The sequence below is a fragment of the Butyricimonas sp. RTP31003st1_G1_RTP31003_210430 genome, assembly GCF_040920905.1.
GTDB lineage: Bacteria > Bacteroidota > Bacteroidia > Bacteroidales > Marinifilaceae > Butyricimonas > Butyricimonas paravirosa.
This window is the reverse complement of the sequence record NZ_JBCOSQ010000064.1, coordinates 15,173-30,363: the sequence shown is the minus strand read 5'-3', so window position 1 is coordinate 30,363 and position 15,191 is coordinate 15,173. Positions and strand designations below refer to the sequence as shown.

Annotated in this window: 13 protein-coding genes and 1 tRNA gene; 4 read left to right on the top strand and 10 right to left on the bottom strand. The window is 42.7% G+C overall.

Features of this window, described 5'->3' with window-relative positions; all coding sequences use genetic code 11:
- Window positions 1–292: 292 nt before the first annotated feature.
- Together ruvA and trpS are read right to left on the bottom strand one after the other, a co-directional pair.
- The gene (ruvA, locus tag AB5542_RS16865; protein ID WP_087421915.1) at window positions 293–874 is read right to left on the bottom strand and encodes a Holliday junction branch migration protein RuvA; all 582 of its coding nucleotides are present in this window, start codon (window positions 872–874) and stop codon (window positions 293–295) included.
- A 72-nt stretch (window positions 875–946) separates the two neighbouring features.
- Window positions 947–1,930 carry a tryptophan--tRNA ligase gene (gene trpS / locus AB5542_RS16860; RefSeq protein WP_279040000.1) on the bottom strand — a complete coding sequence of 328 codons (984 nt, stop codon included), beginning with the start codon at window positions 1,928–1,930 and terminating at the stop codon, window positions 947–949.
- A gap of 365 nt (window positions 1,931–2,295) precedes the next feature.
- Here trpS and AB5542_RS16855 point away from each other — a divergent pair, with 365 nt between their 5' ends.
- Window positions 2,296–2,649 carry a DUF3276 family protein gene (locus AB5542_RS16855; RefSeq protein WP_027201276.1) on the top strand — a complete coding sequence of 118 codons (354 nt, stop codon included), beginning with the start codon at window positions 2,296–2,298 and terminating at the stop codon, window positions 2,647–2,649.
- Between the two features lie 34 nt (window positions 2,650–2,683).
- On the opposite strand, the gene AB5542_RS16850 is transcribed toward AB5542_RS16855, so the two are convergent.
- The 6 genes from AB5542_RS16850 to murB all read right to left on the bottom strand — a co-directional run bounded on the left by AB5542_RS16850 (window position 2,684) and on the right by murB (window position 7,860).
- Window positions 2,684–3,145 carry an SRPBCC family protein gene (locus AB5542_RS16850; RefSeq protein WP_279039999.1) on the bottom strand — a complete coding sequence of 154 codons (462 nt, stop codon included), beginning with the start codon at window positions 3,143–3,145 and terminating at the stop codon, window positions 2,684–2,686.
- Between the two features lie 5 nt (window positions 3,146–3,150).
- Window positions 3,151–3,780 (bottom strand): orotate phosphoribosyltransferase, encoded by a 630-nt coding sequence (gene pyrE / locus AB5542_RS16845; protein WP_027201274.1) that lies wholly within the window; start codon window positions 3,778–3,780, stop codon window positions 3,151–3,153.
- A 21-nt stretch (window positions 3,781–3,801) separates the two neighbouring features.
- On the bottom strand, window positions 3,802–4,830 hold the full coding sequence (locus AB5542_RS16840) for an aminoglycoside phosphotransferase family protein (RefSeq protein ID WP_279039998.1): 1,029 nt from the start codon (window positions 4,828–4,830) through the stop codon (window positions 3,802–3,804).
- Between the two features lie 941 nt (window positions 4,831–5,771).
- A tRNA-Leu gene (locus tag AB5542_RS16835) sits at window positions 5,772–5,855 on the bottom strand.
- A 107-nt stretch (window positions 5,856–5,962) separates the two neighbouring features.
- Window positions 5,963–6,712 (bottom strand): acyl-[acyl-carrier-protein] thioesterase, encoded by a 750-nt coding sequence (locus AB5542_RS16830; RefSeq protein ID WP_087421919.1) that lies wholly within the window; start codon window positions 6,710–6,712, stop codon window positions 5,963–5,965.
- A gap of 134 nt (window positions 6,713–6,846) precedes the next feature.
- Complete coding sequence (murB, locus tag AB5542_RS16825; protein ID WP_168044623.1) at window positions 6,847–7,860, bottom strand: UDP-N-acetylmuramate dehydrogenase; 1,014 nt, start codon at window positions 7,858–7,860, stop codon at window positions 6,847–6,849.
- A 104-nt stretch (window positions 7,861–7,964) separates the two neighbouring features.
- Between murB and AB5542_RS16820 the strand changes: the two genes are divergently transcribed.
- The gene (locus tag AB5542_RS16820) at window positions 7,965–9,323 is read left to right on the top strand and encodes a methyltransferase RsmF C-terminal domain-like protein (RefSeq protein ID WP_279039995.1); all 1,359 of its coding nucleotides are present in this window, start codon (window positions 7,965–7,967) and stop codon (window positions 9,321–9,323) included.
- 133 nt (window positions 9,324–9,456) lie between these two features.
- Here AB5542_RS16820 and AB5542_RS16815 read toward each other — a convergent pair whose 3' ends face one another.
- Complete coding sequence (locus tag AB5542_RS16815) at window positions 9,457–11,421, bottom strand: tetratricopeptide repeat protein (protein WP_229128348.1); 1,965 nt, start codon at window positions 11,419–11,421, stop codon at window positions 9,457–9,459.
- A 327-nt stretch (window positions 11,422–11,748) separates the two neighbouring features.
- Between AB5542_RS16815 and AB5542_RS16810 the strand changes: the two genes are divergently transcribed.
- Complete coding sequence (locus AB5542_RS16810) at window positions 11,749–12,264, top strand: adenylate kinase (protein ID WP_279039993.1); 516 nt, start codon at window positions 11,749–11,751, stop codon at window positions 12,262–12,264.
- A gap of 116 nt (window positions 12,265–12,380) precedes the next feature.
- On the opposite strand, the gene AB5542_RS16805 is transcribed toward AB5542_RS16810, so the two are convergent.
- On the bottom strand, window positions 12,381–13,565 hold the full coding sequence (locus tag AB5542_RS16805) for a hypothetical protein (RefSeq protein ID WP_118305806.1): 1,185 nt from the start codon (window positions 13,563–13,565) through the stop codon (window positions 12,381–12,383).
- Between the two features lie 232 nt (window positions 13,566–13,797).
- Here AB5542_RS16805 and AB5542_RS16800 point away from each other — a divergent pair, with 232 nt between their 5' ends.
- Window positions 13,798–15,174: a DUF4270 family protein gene (locus AB5542_RS16800; protein WP_279039991.1), complete on the top strand. Its 1,377-nt coding sequence runs from the start codon at window positions 13,798–13,800 to the stop codon at window positions 15,172–15,174.
- Window positions 15,175–15,191 lie beyond the last annotated feature (17 nt).

Here is a 15,191-nt window from a genome sequence, read left to right as displayed (position 1 = left end):
TCGCCCGGCAAGCACCTTTCATGGACACCCGTGAACGTCTTTGATTCGTCCTTGATTCGAATTTGATACGCCTTTAACTCCTGTCTTCTACCCGTTCGCACCCTGTCATCACCCCTTGCTCGGGGTTAAAAGGGGAACGGGCTACCACGAGAACTCGACAACTGCTCTCCAAGAACTCGACAACCACACACGCCAGTGTTCATGCCATGTATATGCTATGTATATGCTATGTTCATGGTATAGCCCAACGGCGAACTAGCGCCGAGGAAAACACCGACAGGAGATAGTGAAATTACAAATGTTTTAAAGCCAACTTGATAAGATTCTCAACTGTTTCGACCTTTTCCGAAGCCAAAATCTTGTCCAACGTCTTCGCCACCTGGGCTCGAGCAAAGCCCAACATCACCAAAGCAGCTTGTGCTTCTTCCCGAACCGCACTCGTAGAAAGACTCAACCCCTCTACAGGAACACCCTCTTTACCTACTTTATCCTTCAACTCTATAATAACACGCTGAGCAGTCTTCACACCTATTCCCTTCACGCTCTTTATAGCATTTACATTCTCTGTAAGTATCGCTCCAGTTATCTCCTCCACCGACATTGAACTCAACATGACATTCGCAGTGTTAGCGCCAATTCCGGAAACAGAAATCAATGCCCGAAACAAACTTCTCTCCTCCTTAGAAAAAAAACCATACAACAAATGAGCATCTTCCCGCACGATCTGGTGAATATAAAGCATAACCTGATTCTGGGAAGCGATCTTAGAATAAGTATTAACCGAAATATGAATATAATACCCGACCCCGCCACAATCAACAACCGCATTTGCCGGAGTTGCCTCCACTAATTCACCTTTTATATATTCGTACATAACAATTGAAAATTGAAAATTGAAAATTGAAAATGACAGGGCATTTCAATTTTCAATTCTATGTTTATACTACTAGCGGAAACCGATAAGTTTACGCACTTCTTTCATCGTAGTTGCCGCACTAGCCCTTGCTTTTTCGGCCCCGGCCGCAGCAACCTTATCCAGATTATCCGGGTTAGCAGCGTATTCCATGATTCGTTCCCGAATCGGAGAGCAGAAATTAATAATATCTTCCGCCAACTGTTTTTTCAAATCTCCGTAACGAATTTCACAATCATTATACTTCTCGTTGAAATAATCATACGTGTCTTTCGAAGAAACGACATCCATCAAGGTAAATAAATTCTGGATCACCTCCGGTTTCACGCTGTTCGGCTCGGTTGGCCCGCTATCGGTTACGGCTTTCATCACCTTTTTACGTATTGTTGCAGCATCGTCAACCAGATAAATAGCATTTCCCTCTGATTTTCCCATCTTCCCGGAACCATCCAACCCCGGAATCTTGATTCCTTCTCCCGTGTAGGAGAAAGATGCCGGTTCCGGAAACAACTCACTCCCGTATATGGTATTAAATCTCCGGGCAAATTTCCGGGCCATCTCCATGTTTTGCTCCTGATCTTTTCCGACAGGCACTTTATGAGCCCTGTGTATAATAATATCCGCGGCCATCAACGTGGGATAGGTCAACAAACCTGCATTCACGTTATCCGGCTGTTTACGAGCCTTTTCCTTAAAAGTAGTCGTGCGCTCCAACTCGCCAAGATAAGCATTCATGTTTAAATACAAATACAACTCGGCAATCTCCTTTATATCACTTTGCACGTAAATTGTCGCCTTCTCTGGATTCAAACCACAAGCGAGGTACTCCGCCAGAATCTTCCGCACGTTCTCCACCACGTTACCCGGGTGCGGATGCGTCGTTAACGAGTGCCAATCGGCAATAAAAAAGAAACATTTATACTCGTCCTGCATTTTTAGAAAATTCTTCACCGCACCAAAATAATTTCCCAGGTGCAAATTACCCGTAGGCCTAATTCCACTTACTACTGTCTCCATTGTCTGAAATTTACGAATTTAAAACATACAAAGATACGGTTTTATTCGTTTTGTACAACTATGTATCAAAATGCCCCGGAAACAATATTCATCATCACACTATATAACCACCTACCCATGAACCGGTAAAATTCATTTTTATTGTACTTGGCGAAAACAACCGTCTCTCGTTTACCTTATCCAGACCAACACAATGATTACCAATTTATTACACCTATTTCAAACAAATACACGCTTTTTAAAACGTTTTCAGTAAAGTAAGATATTGATAGACAAGGAGAAAAAAATATTACAAAAATGGATGTTGTTATATTATTTTTCCTACTTTTGAAACGCAAAGTCTAATTAATAATTTTAATTTAAACATGGAAGGTTACGAAAAGAATGACGGTATGGAAATGAATGATCGGGATGAGATCTATTCAAAACCGGTGAGAGCAGGGAAAAGGACTTATTTTTTTGATGTAAAAGCTACTCGTAATAACGATTACTATCTAACGATTACTGAAAGCAAAAAGAAACTCGAAAAAGACGGTTCTCAGAATTACGAAAAGCACAAGATCTTTTTATACAAAGAAGACTTTGATAAATTTGCAGAGGGGCTTGACAACGCTGTCGCTTACATCAAAGCAGCTCTTAACGGAGAAACAATGGCAGTCCAAGAAGAAGTTGAAACAAACAAATTTGACGACATTGATTTTGACGATCTATCCAAATAACCAAAAAAGCTCTTCACGATGAAGAGCTTTTTTATTATCGTATATATCCGTAAGGAATTTTTGCCAGACCTTCTGCCAGTTGATTGATTCCCTTTTCCAGTTTCCCCTTCAGCAACATTTTCATCATCATGTTCAACTCCGCCTCTGCCGTTATTCGTAACCGGGTATCATAAGGGCCGTTATCCAACAACTGAATCCATACTTGAAATTCAAAAGGCAAACGTCCATCCCCCTCCAGTTTAATCAATTTCGGTTCTTCCCTCTCCACGATTTTCATTCCCATTTCACCAACGCCTTTTACCATAAAAGTGCAGGAATCTTCCGTGGTGCGAACGTCCTCGATCTTGTCAGCCAGTTCCGGCATTTGATTACCGGCCCCCATCTGGCGAGCCGTCTCGATCAATTTTCCGATCTTCGAGAAATCAGAAAGAAACGCGTACACGTCTGCAATCGCACTATTTATTTTCTGAACGTCACTAACAACTCGTGTTGCCATACCTTTTATTTATAAGATTCCGGGCTCAGACGCCACTCCTTCAACTTGGCCACATCGCTCTCCTGCACGTACCCGGTCTTCTGGGCCAGGTCAATCATGGCGTTGTAGTCACTCAACGTATCCAGTACGCAATGAGCATTCGTGAAATTATCTATCGCTTTCTGGAATCCATAGGTGAAAATAGCCACCATTCCCAACACGTCACATCCTGCATTTCTCAACGCCTCCACGGCCTGCAAGCTGGACCCCCCGGTAGAGATCAGATCCTCCACCACGACCACTTTTTGACCTTCTTTATATTCACCTTCAATCAGATTTTCCAACCCGTGATTCTTGGCAGCAGAACGCACGTACACGAACGGCAACCCCAATTCCTGTGCAACCAAAGCTCCTTGGGCAATAGCACCGGTAGCCACCCCGGCGATCAATTCCACCTGTGGGTATTTTGTTTTAATCAAATTCACGAACTGGTCCCGAATATACGTACGTACTTCCGGGTAAGACAACGTCTTCCGGTTATCGCAATAAATGGGAGATTTCCACCCGGAAGCCCATGTAAAAGGGTGATTCGGCTCTAATTTTATCGCTTTGATCTGTAGCAAATGTGACGCTACTTGTTCTGCAACAGTGTTCATATCTGTCTATTATTTTAATGGTTATTCTTTACTTTCAGGGTGCAAAGGTACAAAGTATTTTTCAAAAGCCATTCGGATAGCATACTGAATCTCGGGATATTCTCCTTCCAGCTTGCCGGATTCAAACAACGTGCGAATCCCCTGCAAACCGGGAACAATCGAGTCAATAAAATGAGGTTTTCCCTCGTGCAGACCGCGTAATCCAAACGCACCCATAGCCTGTAACAAACGCACCAGCACGAAATGATAATATATTTCCCGGAACTTTTCCGCGAATCCCGGCTCGCTCTCCGTCAATTCCCGGATATAGAAATCTAATAATTCTTCCTTTTGACTTTCAGGAATTTTCACTATCGCGTCATATAATAAGGACGCCACGTCATAGTGCAAAGCCCCTTGCCTTCCTCCCTGGTAATCGATAAAATACACCTCGTTATCAACAACCATGATATTTCTGGACTGGAAATCCCGGAACATGAAACCATCCGTCCCGGCCATGACCAGTTTCGCCGTCAACCGATCAAAATCATTCTCCAGCCGATCCTCGTCGACCTCCACTCCCGCCAATTTCAAAAAACAATATTTAAAATAGTTCAAATCCCACCGGATACAACGTTCATCAAAGACAGGACGAGGCAGACATCCCGAATAATCCAGTCCCTTTCCTCCCTCCAACTGGAATTTCAACAACTCGGACAAGGCTTTCCGATACAATTCCATGGTATGCTCGCTCAGGAATTCACCCTCTCGCTCCCGCTCCACGACATCCAGCAACATATCCGGCCCCAGATCATCCTGTAAATAAGAAAACCCGTCCTCCGAAACACAATACACGTGCGGAACATGCAAACGGGATTTTTCAAAATGCCGTGTAAAATCCACGAACAAACGATTCTCCCGCAAATTCTCGTGGTACACACCCACGTATGTCCGGTCTCCCGTAAACACCCGGTAATATCTCCGGGCCGAACCGGACACCGGCAACGGCTCCACTCGCCGTGCATCACTACCACTATATTGTTTGAAAAGAGTTTTTATTTTTTCTTCCATAACTCTGATTATTCATTCTCTCTCGTTTCTTTTTCCGACAATCCAACACGTATTTATATCATTCCGAGTAACGTCGATCAGCCATATTAAGCATGTTCGATGTACTGAAAATATATATTAATTTTTATCTCGCAGGCAAAAGTAAAGAAAAAACCTCAATTCACGCCATCATACAATATAAAGGCGAAACTAATGGGACTGTCTCAAAAAGTCAATTTTAAACAACTACCCCCACTAAGGGGCTGTCCAAAAAGTCATTTTATCATCAAAAAACTCCTCCGTCACTTCGTGCCACCTCCTCTATAAACAGAGGAGGAGCTGGTGACTTCTCCCGAAGACAGGGAGTATTTCAACTCTCCCTCTGTTTATAGAGGGAGTACGGCGAAGCCGGGAGGGAGTTTAAAAAATGACTTTTCGGACAGCCCCAAACCGCTTGGTAATCAGCTCTCCCCCTGTGTAAGGGGGAGCTGGAGGGGGTAGTTGGCAAATACAAGCAGGACTTTTTAGACTGCCCCGTCAAAAAGGATTTATCTAACGACCTTGCAGGAAGAGAATTTCTCGAATTTACATGTATTTTTCAGACCAACCATCTCGCTATAAGATAGTTATCCTCCAACAAGTGCTTTATTACTCCTATAATACGCTGTTACTCTATTGTTTGGCTAGGTTTTCTCCGTGTCTTCTCCGTGCTTTCTCCGTGTCACTTGCGAGTGATCGCCGGAGGAAACACATTTAAACGCGGCACGAATCAAGACGAAGACATATAGGAACATTGAAGGAACATTGGCATGACCTAGAGGTAATCAAACAACGACAAAAGTTTGTTCAACAAAATTTAAACAGGCTTTAAAGAAAACGATATCCAAAATCGTAATCATTCCAACAGGGATTCTCTTTAACAAAAATACCCTTCAAAATCAATCGATTAGGAAGGGTATTTGTGCCCAAGACAAGACTCGAACTTGCACAGCCGAACGGCCACTACCACCTCAAAGTAGCGTGTATACCAATTTCACCACTTGGGCATTTTTTAACGGCGCAAATATATAGTATTTTCTCGTTATCGCAAAACAAATAAGCGGTATTTTAACCCGAATTTCACGAAATAAACAGTAAAAGATATACCCAATTCTTACCGCTTTTTCCAGTAACTAACAGCAAAACAATGCGTTTTATCCAAACTTTCATTTCTCACTTGGTGATATACTTTCACACAATTTTCTTCCTCCTCAACATGACATCCGGCACACACAACACTATCCGGTAACACTTCATGTTCGTAAATAATTTCCAACTCCGTGATCTCGTGGTCCTTCAAGAACTCGTAAGACAAAGAATTAGTAACCCAGCGCACATACGTGGCTTGAGTGACGTGCTTGTTGAAATCGATATTATCGTATGTTGCCGTGAAACGACGGGTGCTTTCGAAGTCTATCGGCATTTTTTTCGTATCCAACTCGAAAGGAATTTCCCGAATACCATCCACGCAGAAAGCGGCGGTCTCCGTCACGCAAGCCGGCAAACGCACGGGACGGCGACGATTTACATCTATCACCATCCACTCTGAAGTAGCCCGCAATAAAACCTCTTCTCCTGCCACCATTCTAAAATCACGAATCGCGAATAAACGATCAATACCCGACGGCCATGTTTCCAACGTCACGTTCTCCCCCTGTTCCGGCATCCGGTTAATCAAAATATGTAATTTGTGCAGCATCCATGTCAATCCTTGCTCGTTCAACGTGGGCACGTCTATTTTCAGCGCGTAAGTCTGTACGTTCGCCACGTCATTAAACAGATCGCACAAGGACTTCATGATCAAGCGTCCTTCCAAATCCGTATAATGCCCCCGAATATCTATCTCTTCCGAATATTTTACCATCCCGTTCTAATTTTAGATCCTATCGTTTGAGTGATTTAATGATTTGCGATTACGTGATTTCCACCCACAACCTCACCCCTCCTTTTAATCTCCTAATCATTGAATCGTCAATCACAGAATTTTTAATATCACTTTTATATCACGTTTACTTCCGGTTCCAACCATACTCCAAACTGAAGGAACACGGATTTCTTTATCTCGTTAGCTAAATGTGCAATTTCTATGCCAGTTGCCCCGCCCGTGTTCACTAACACCAGCGCTTGTTTGTCGTGTACCCCGGCATTGCCGACAACTTTTCCCTTCCACCCGGCAGTTTCGATTAACCACCCGGCAGCCAATTTCACGTGCCCTTCATCCACGGTATAAATCGGCAGCGCGGGATACTTTTCCAGCAAGGCATCCGCAACTGCACGTTCAACCATCGGGTTTTTAAAAAAACTCCCGGCATTAGGCAATACCTTCACGTCCGGCAATTTAGCCTCCCGTATGCGAATAATGGCCTGCCGTATCGTTTTTAACGAAAGTTCACCCAAACGGTTTACTTCATCTTTCACGCTCCCGTAATGTAATCTAAACTCGGGATGTTTTGCCAAACGGAAAGTGACATACGTTACTAGAAAACGGTTCTTCCACTCATGTTTAAAAATAGAGTCCCGGTAACTGAAACGACATGTTTCGGCATCAATCGTCACCCTTTCACCCTTCACGATATCCACGGCTTCCACCCGGTCAATACATTCCCCGACTTCCATCCCGTAAGCCCCGATATTCTGCACCGGGGTTGCTCCCACATGGCCGGGAACCAGTGAAAGATTCTCCACCCCTCCGTACCCGTGTTCGACAGCCCACGCCACGAAATCATCCCACACAACACCACTTCCTACCCGGACAAACACGTACTTATCATCTTCCCTCACGATCTCGCACCCTTGCATCACGGGATAAAAGACAACCCCGTCAAAGTTCTCCGTGAACAAGAAGTTACTTCCCCCTCCCAAAAGTAGAATTTCCTCCGGGTCTAACTCGTATGATCCCACAAATTCCAATAATTCGCTCTCTTGATCACACTTCACAAAATATTTACAAGTCACGTCTATACCAAACGTGTTATATTCCTTTAAACTAAAATTTTCGTTAATCTCAATCATTCTATTTCTGTCTATTAATCAACTCCACGATCTCTTTTCTCTCGCAAAGGTAAAATATATCAGGAAATAAATCACTAAATTTGCCCCATTAATCCAAAGTGTCTATGATCTCATTACCGCCAGCATTTACAGAAAGGATGCAGCAGCTCCTTGGGAACGAATCGGAAACCTTTTTCCAAGCGTTAGTTTCGGAGTCCCCCACTTCCATCCGGTTAAACCCGGAGAAAACAGCAAACACCGATCTCCCCTTCTCTGAATTACTTTCCCGACAAGTACCCTGGTGCAGTAATGGATACTACTTGAAGGAACGTCCCTCGTTCACCTCCGACCCGTTGCTACACGGGGGAGCTTATTACGTGCAAGAGGCCTCCTCCATGTTTCTGCAAGTCGTTCTTCAGCAGATAAGCGGGGATACCCCTCTCCGGGTTCTCGACCTATGCGCAGCTCCGGGTGGCAAATCCACGTTACTGGCAAACAATCTGCCCAAGGATTCACTACTGGTTTCCAACGAAGTAATCAAATCAAGAGCCTCCATTCTCAAAGAAAATATTATTAAATGGGGATATGATCATATTGTTGTCACCAACAGCGACCCCAATCGTTTCACGGGAATGAAGGGAGCGTTCGACATGATTCTCGTGGATGCACCCTGTTCCGGGGAAGGTATGTTCCGGAAAGACGAAAAAGCCATCATGGAATGGAGCGAGAATAATCTGCGTCTTTGCGAAGAGCGTCAAAAAAGAATACTTTCCGACGTGTGGGATGCTCTCGCCCCCGGGGGCTATCTCGTGTATAGCACGTGTACTTACAACCCCGGAGAAAATGAAGATATATTAAACTGGATTTTAACCACGTTCGATGCATCATCCGTTGAAATCCGGCATAATTTTACAGCCATCACCCCGTCCCCCTCTCCTCTCCACGGGTACCATTTCTACCCGCACAAAACTAGCGGAGAAGGTTTATTCATGGGAGTCATTCAAAAAAATGACGGGACACCCTTTACCATGAAAAAAGAAAAGCGAGCTACCCCGTCCCCCGCAGTCAAACTCCCGGCAGACATCCTCCCCCTCCTGCCGGACATGACAAAATACACGCCTTACATCGCGGGAGAAACATTAGGCATCCTTCCCAAACAACACGCCGAATTTATCCAATACCTTTCCTCCAAAGCCGGGGTCATTTATAAAGGATGTGAAATCGGAGAATGTATTAAAGGGAAGACGAAACCCGCCCACGCTCTGGCTCTATACCACAAACTGCAACAAAAACACGTTACCCGTCAAGAAGTGGACCTCTCCACGGCCCTCCAATTCCTACGCAAAGAAGACATCCGTTTCGAGGCCCCTCAAGGGGAATGGATTCTCATCACCTACAAAGGCATCGGGCTAGGCTGGGTAAAAGAAGTCGGCAACCGGGTAAATAACTACTACCCCAAAGAATGGAGAATTAAAAAATTGTAGATTTTAAATTTTAGATTCCAACCACACAAGGCCCCCCGGCTGCCCCAGTAACCGTAACCAAAGAGCCTCGCAGGGCTCCACCAACCTTATGAACCTTATAAACTTTATAGACCTTATGAACTTCTATCTCCTCTTACTCTTCCTCCACCGAACAATAACGCTTGATGATACTGTAAGAATCCGTTAATCCAAGCTCCCCGGCCTTACTCAAATCCACGTTAGCAGCACTCCGGTTTCCTTGGTATATATAGAGTAAGCCCCGGTTAAAATAAGCCTCGGCAATATCCTTATCCACTTCCAGCACTTTCGTGTACATATCAATTGCTTTCTGAATCTCACCGCTCTTGGCGTACACGTTAGCAATATTAAACATGGCAAAAACGAACTCCGGATCAATCTCCAAACATTTGTTATTCCCCTCCAGCACCAAAGAATAATCCACGTTTCGCTCCACTTTTTTCTCCTCACCCACGACACGGGAAGTCTTCTCTTCTATCGACTCGATGTAATCGTACATCCGGGAACGGGCGCTTGCCAAGTTCATCAAAGCGAACAGATGATTCGGGTCACGCTCCAACACCGCGCGGAAATCCTCGATCGCTTTCGTGTAATCTCCCCGGTTCAGATACAACGACCCACGCAGCAACAAAGCATCCGTGACATTCTTGTTTTTCCGAATATCCGAAGACAAACTCTCGATATAATTATCCTCGAATTCCCTCGGGTAATTAAATTTCTTATTTGAAACAGTCAAGGCCGGGTTATAATTATGCTCCTGATTAAACTTCATGATCCGCTTGTCGAAATATTGCACTTTCCCTTTCCGCAACGTATCCAGCGACAGGTATTGCACGATAAACATATCCTGCAATTCGATAATCACGTTCCGGTCTTGCAAACGTCCGTTAATCACGTCTTTCATCCGGTCATCCCGGGAGTTTATATCTATCAATCGCTTAAAATTCTCTGTGGTATCTACCAAGGCATTCTGGTCTCCGTCTTTCATCCGTCGATACCGATCCATGATCTCCTCCGCCTTGTAACGGTCCTTTTCGGCCGCATCGTAATCCCGCATATCCATGCTCGTCGCAGCCCTTGCCAGATACGCCTTCACGAAATCCGGGTATATTGATATACTTTGAGAAAAGTCGTTATAAGCTCCCTCGTAATCCTTGATCTCCATCTTCAACAACCCGCGGTTGAAATAAATCAGTATGTTATCCGGGTTCATTTCCAACACTTGGTCAAAATCTTGAATGGCATTATTCACATCCCCGATTTCCGACCTCAACAAAGCCCGGTTATAATAAGCATACGCGTAAGTACTATCCACCTTCAAGACTGCCGTGTAATCCTCCAAAGCCTCGGGATATTTCTTCATCTCGTACCACGTAATCGCCCGGCTCATAAGAATCCGCTTGTTTTCCGGGTTAATCTTCAAAGCCTTGTTGTAATCCTCTATCGCGTCGTGATACTCTTTTGCTTGAAACCTTAAATATCCCCTCAAACCATAAGCATCATCCGAGAACATATTCAATTTGATGGCCATGTTACAATCCGCGATGGCTCCTTCTTGATCACCCAGTTTCTCCCGCATGATTGCCCGGTTCAAATATGCCGGTAATAAATTTTTATCGATAATCAACGCCTTCGAATAATCCTTCTCCGCCGCCTTGTAATCTCCCATATCAGCCTCGGTAATTGCCCTGTTCGCATACACGTAAGCCTCTCCCGGATTGATCGCAATCGCCGTGTTATAATCATGCATGGCCTCCTCGTACTGTTTCATATTATGATAGGCAATCCCCCGGTACATATAAGCATGGAAATAGTTCGGGTTCAGCTCAATCGCCTGCGTGTAATCCCGGATAGCTCCTTCGAAATCATCCAAGTTCAACTTTGCCAGTCCCCGGAAAAAATAAGGTTCGGATAAAAAGGGCTTTATCCGTATAATATTATTGAAATTCTCGATCGCACTCACGTAGTCGTCAAACATGATCGCACTCTTCCCCACTCGCAACATATTTGCCGTATTCCATTGTGCCGACACCCCCAATGTCGCCAAACAGAAGAATATAATAACGCCAAATTTCTTCATTCGATAAACATATATTTTCGGGGATAAAGATAATAAAAAAGTTCGCATCTTCATTCTATTCATTCTTTTACCCTCCCAAAAATCTCTCTCCCGCATGATATTATCAACTCCATCACTCTTTTTCCTGCATACCAAAACTTACATACTTGTTCTATATCCAGTTACCTCCTCGTTAATTGTCCGTTCCTATAAAGCCATACTTCAACGATAGAATAACGAATACATAACGGAAATTATCCCCCTATTTAAGTTTTCAATTTTATTCATATATTTACAAAATCATAAAGAAATAAAACAACAACAGGATAAAACTATAACATCGTAAAAATGATCATATTAATAGCGGGAGATACCCATACTGGTAAAACATTACTAGCTCAAAGACTACTGGAGAAATACAAATATCCCTATTTATCCATAGACCATTTAAAAATGGGACTTATCAGAAGCGGGCAATGTCCCCTAAACCCGGAAAGTAACGAGTCAGAATTAACGAGTCATTTATGGCCCATCGTCAAGGAAATCATCAAAACTTGCATCGAGAATGCCCAAAACATGATCATTGAAGGATGTTACATTCCCTTTAGCTGGCAAGAAGATTTTATCCCCGAATACTTGCGGTATATAAAATATATCTGCCTTATATTTAGCGAGCAATACATTAAAAACAACTTCGCAAATATTTTAAGTCATGAAAATGTCATCGAAAAAAGATTACCGACAGCATTAACCATAGAGGAACTATGCAAGACAAACAAACATAACCTCGACCAGTGCAAATTTCACGATTACAAATACATCTTGATAGATTCCGTTTATCAGGTAGGCATTAATAAATTATAATCATTGATTAAAATTAGATCGTAATCTCCTATAAGTATTGAATACAGGCAGATTCTAATACAAAAAAAAAGCTATCCATGTCTGGATAGCTTTAATTAATATTTAGAATAACTAAATTAATAGTCGTTTCTACGAGTTTCTTTTACATCCGGAATAAATCTCCAAGTATCCGGGTTCAAATTGGTATAAACATCTGCACTACCACCACCAGTAGTGTAATATCCATAACCTTTGTAAGTAAATCCTACACCCATAACCAAAGCACTTGCCATATTAGACAAATCTTCCATCTGATGCCATTGATCTTTTTTGTGGTTATACTTCCAAACAGTTCTAGGATTTCTTCCTGTACCAGTTGCAACATAAGCGTATTCTTCGCCATCATTTCCTGCATTTGAAACAAAAGAAATAGCATATACACGCGGAATCCGGTCATAATCCTTATCCTGTTTTACACCCGGTTTATCTGTTAAGGAATTATCCATCTTTGTCCATACTCCCGTTGCAAAGTCAAACTTTATTACATCCGTAGCATAATTAGAAGTAGCTCCAACACTCTTAGCTCCTAAACATACATAAGCGGCATCATTTACAACAAAAGCGGTTCCACCATAACGAGATTCTCCCGGGAAAGAAACCTCTTCCCATGTCCCGGTTGCACCCGCATTCGGATCAAACCGATAAAAATCTTTGAATACCCGATTATCTTCGCCATAACCCGTTCCCACGTATCCATACTTTCCATCAGTAAATGCAATAGCATCCCGACGACCTTCTACCTCTGTACCATTAACAACGATTTTAGAAGACCAAGTTTTATCCCACTGTTTTGTCTTCACATTAAACCGATAGAAATCATTAAAATATTTACGATCACGGATATTCTCTTGGTCACCAGTATTGCCAAATGAAAAAGCAGGCACATAACCCGTTCCTACATAAGCCCATTCTCCAATCACGAAAGCCACGGCAGAATGACGACCATTACCAAGGTTTTCTCCTTTTCCTGTATTCATTGGTGCCGGAAATTCAGAATTCTCTCCTGTCACTTTTTTCCAATTTAATCTACCCTCATCCTCGTCATTAAAATAATACGTATCTGTAAATTCTGCACCTTTAGCACCTAATCCTAAACTAACAAAAACAGTTCCGGTTGCTGGATCCGTAAAACATACGGCTGCCTCTCGGGGTGCGCCACCAAACTCTACCGATTTTTCCCAATCCCCCAGATGATCGTCGTCATCACAAGAAGCAAAGATTAAGCCTAATACTGCCAGAACCAAAAAATTTAATGTTCTCATACTTATCTATTTACCTAGTTATTTAAATTATTTACTTTGTTCTAATTCTCTTCATGCTACAAAAACAGTAGGCAAAACTACACATTTTAAAAACAAATCCAATAAAAAAAAGACGAAATATCTATTGTTTCTCTTTTTTACAATTTATTCAGATAAAATGACCGCAGGTTCTTCCGTATTTTAGAAAATAGTTATACCTTCGCATCTTGATTAAATCAAAACAGATTATAACATGAGAATAGTTTTTCTGGCAGGTCTTTTATTCGCTCTATATTCATGCAACAATGACCTAAACACGATTGGAGATACGATGGTCCCCGCCGAGGGTTACGTGAATATAGAAACTTTCGACATCGAGACATCCACCGTTCGACTGGATTCATTTCCTACAAGTCTTAATATATTAACTAATATGTTGGAAAGTAATCAGCTCACTTTAGGGAAAATGACTGATAAAACCACGGGAGTTACAACTGCCACTCCTTATTTCCAGCTTATCGGAAGTGGGAATACTGGGATTCCGAATTATGATGACAATTACGTTTACGATTCTTTGACCCTTGCCTTTCCATTTAAGTATGACGAAACAAAGATTCTGGCAGGAGATACAGCAACTTTGCAGACCTACCGGGTCTATCGGCTGAAGAATTTTCCACCTACGGATTTCGACGATCCCTGTATTTACAGTAATGAAACCCTGCCACTATATGACCCAGAGAAACCATTAGCCACATTGAGCGTCAGGTTGGAAAAACAATTTTTCACGCAAAGAAATAAAGAAGCGTATTTCAAGCTAGATGATGCCCTAGGAAGGGAACTCTTTAGCCTCATCCGAAGACAGGATTCCATTCTAAACCAGAATTACTCATTGGATTTCATGCGTTATTTTGCCGGTTTAACGATCGTTCCGGACAAGGATAACATGGCTTTATTACCAATCGACGGTTCACGCTTGTCTCTAACATGTCATTATCATCTGGATGTAAAGACCGGAACATACTCGTTTCAGCCTTTGGCCGCTTACTCTAGCGGAGGATATTACGCATTCACGAACATCGAACATACACCATCCGATCGTTTTAGCAATGTTTCATGGAACAATCCTTTACCATATACCCAAGAAAACAAAGCCGTCATTCAAGGTCAGAACGGGTACATGTTAAAGATGAAATTACCCTTCAAATCGGATGTGAATCCCTACCGGACAATCTTAAAGGTAGAAATTGTTCTGGAGCCTCAAATCGATAATTTTGAAGACATCCCGGAGCCTACAACTATTCAAGTATTCACTTTAGATAAATACTCTAGAATCTCCGGTAAGCTAACCGATTTATCTGGTAATTCGGTATTCGGGTACCTCGAAACAAACCCGAACTACAAGGAAGACCGGAAATATAGAATAGACATCACAGATTATTATAACAGTATGGTAAGTAATGGGACCGGAGGTATAGATCCGGAACTTAATTTACTAATCGGTTTAGCAGGTAGCCCCGTACAAGTCGGCGTTGATGAAATCAATACATTTGTGGGAGCAAACAATCTCACGTTCCAAAGGCTTATCGTTGACAAGACCCCGGTATTACGAATTTATTACGCAAACTATTAGTAAAAAAATTATTGCCG

What these genes read in the sequence shown, in the direction of transcription:
- AB5542_RS16810 (WP_279039993.1), top strand. Translation starts at nt 11,749, where the DNA reads ATGATCATATTAATAGCGGGAGATACCCATACTGGTAAAACATTACTA.
- AB5542_RS16815 (WP_229128348.1), bottom strand. Translation starts at nt 11,421, where the DNA reads ATGAAGAAATTTGGCGTTATTATATTCTTCTGTTTGGCGACATTGGGG.
- pyrE (WP_027201274.1), bottom strand. Translation starts at nt 3,780, where the DNA reads ATGAACACTGTTGCAGAACAAGTAGCGTCACATTTGCTACAGATCAAA.
- AB5542_RS16830 (WP_087421919.1), bottom strand. Translation starts at nt 6,712, where the DNA reads ATGGTAAAATATTCGGAAGAGATAGATATTCGGGGGCATTATACGGAT.
- AB5542_RS16820 (WP_279039995.1), top strand. Translation starts at nt 7,965, where the DNA reads ATGATCTCATTACCGCCAGCATTTACAGAAAGGATGCAGCAGCTCCTT.
- AB5542_RS16840 (WP_279039998.1), bottom strand. Translation starts at nt 4,830, where the DNA reads ATGGAAGAAAAAATAAAAACTCTTTTCAAACAATATAGTGGTAGTGAT.
- AB5542_RS16850 (WP_279039999.1), bottom strand. Translation starts at nt 3,145, where the DNA reads ATGGCAACACGAGTTGTTAGTGACGTTCAGAAAATAAATAGTGCGATT.
- AB5542_RS16855 (WP_027201276.1), top strand. Translation starts at nt 2,296, where the DNA reads ATGGAAGGTTACGAAAAGAATGACGGTATGGAAATGAATGATCGGGAT.
- AB5542_RS16800 (WP_279039991.1), top strand. Translation starts at nt 13,798, where the DNA reads ATGAGAATAGTTTTTCTGGCAGGTCTTTTATTCGCTCTATATTCATGC.
- ruvA (WP_087421915.1), bottom strand. Translation starts at nt 874, where the DNA reads ATGTACGAATATATAAAAGGTGAATTAGTGGAGGCAACTCCGGCAAAT.
- murB (WP_168044623.1), bottom strand. Translation starts at nt 7,860, where the DNA reads ATGATTGAGATTAACGAAAATTTTAGTTTAAAGGAATATAACACGTTT.
- AB5542_RS16805 (WP_118305806.1), bottom strand. Translation starts at nt 13,565, where the DNA reads ATGAGAACATTAAATTTTTTGGTTCTGGCAGTATTAGGCTTAATCTTT.
- trpS (WP_279040000.1), bottom strand. Translation starts at nt 1,930, where the DNA reads ATGGAGACAGTAGTAAGTGGAATTAGGCCTACGGGTAATTTGCACCTG.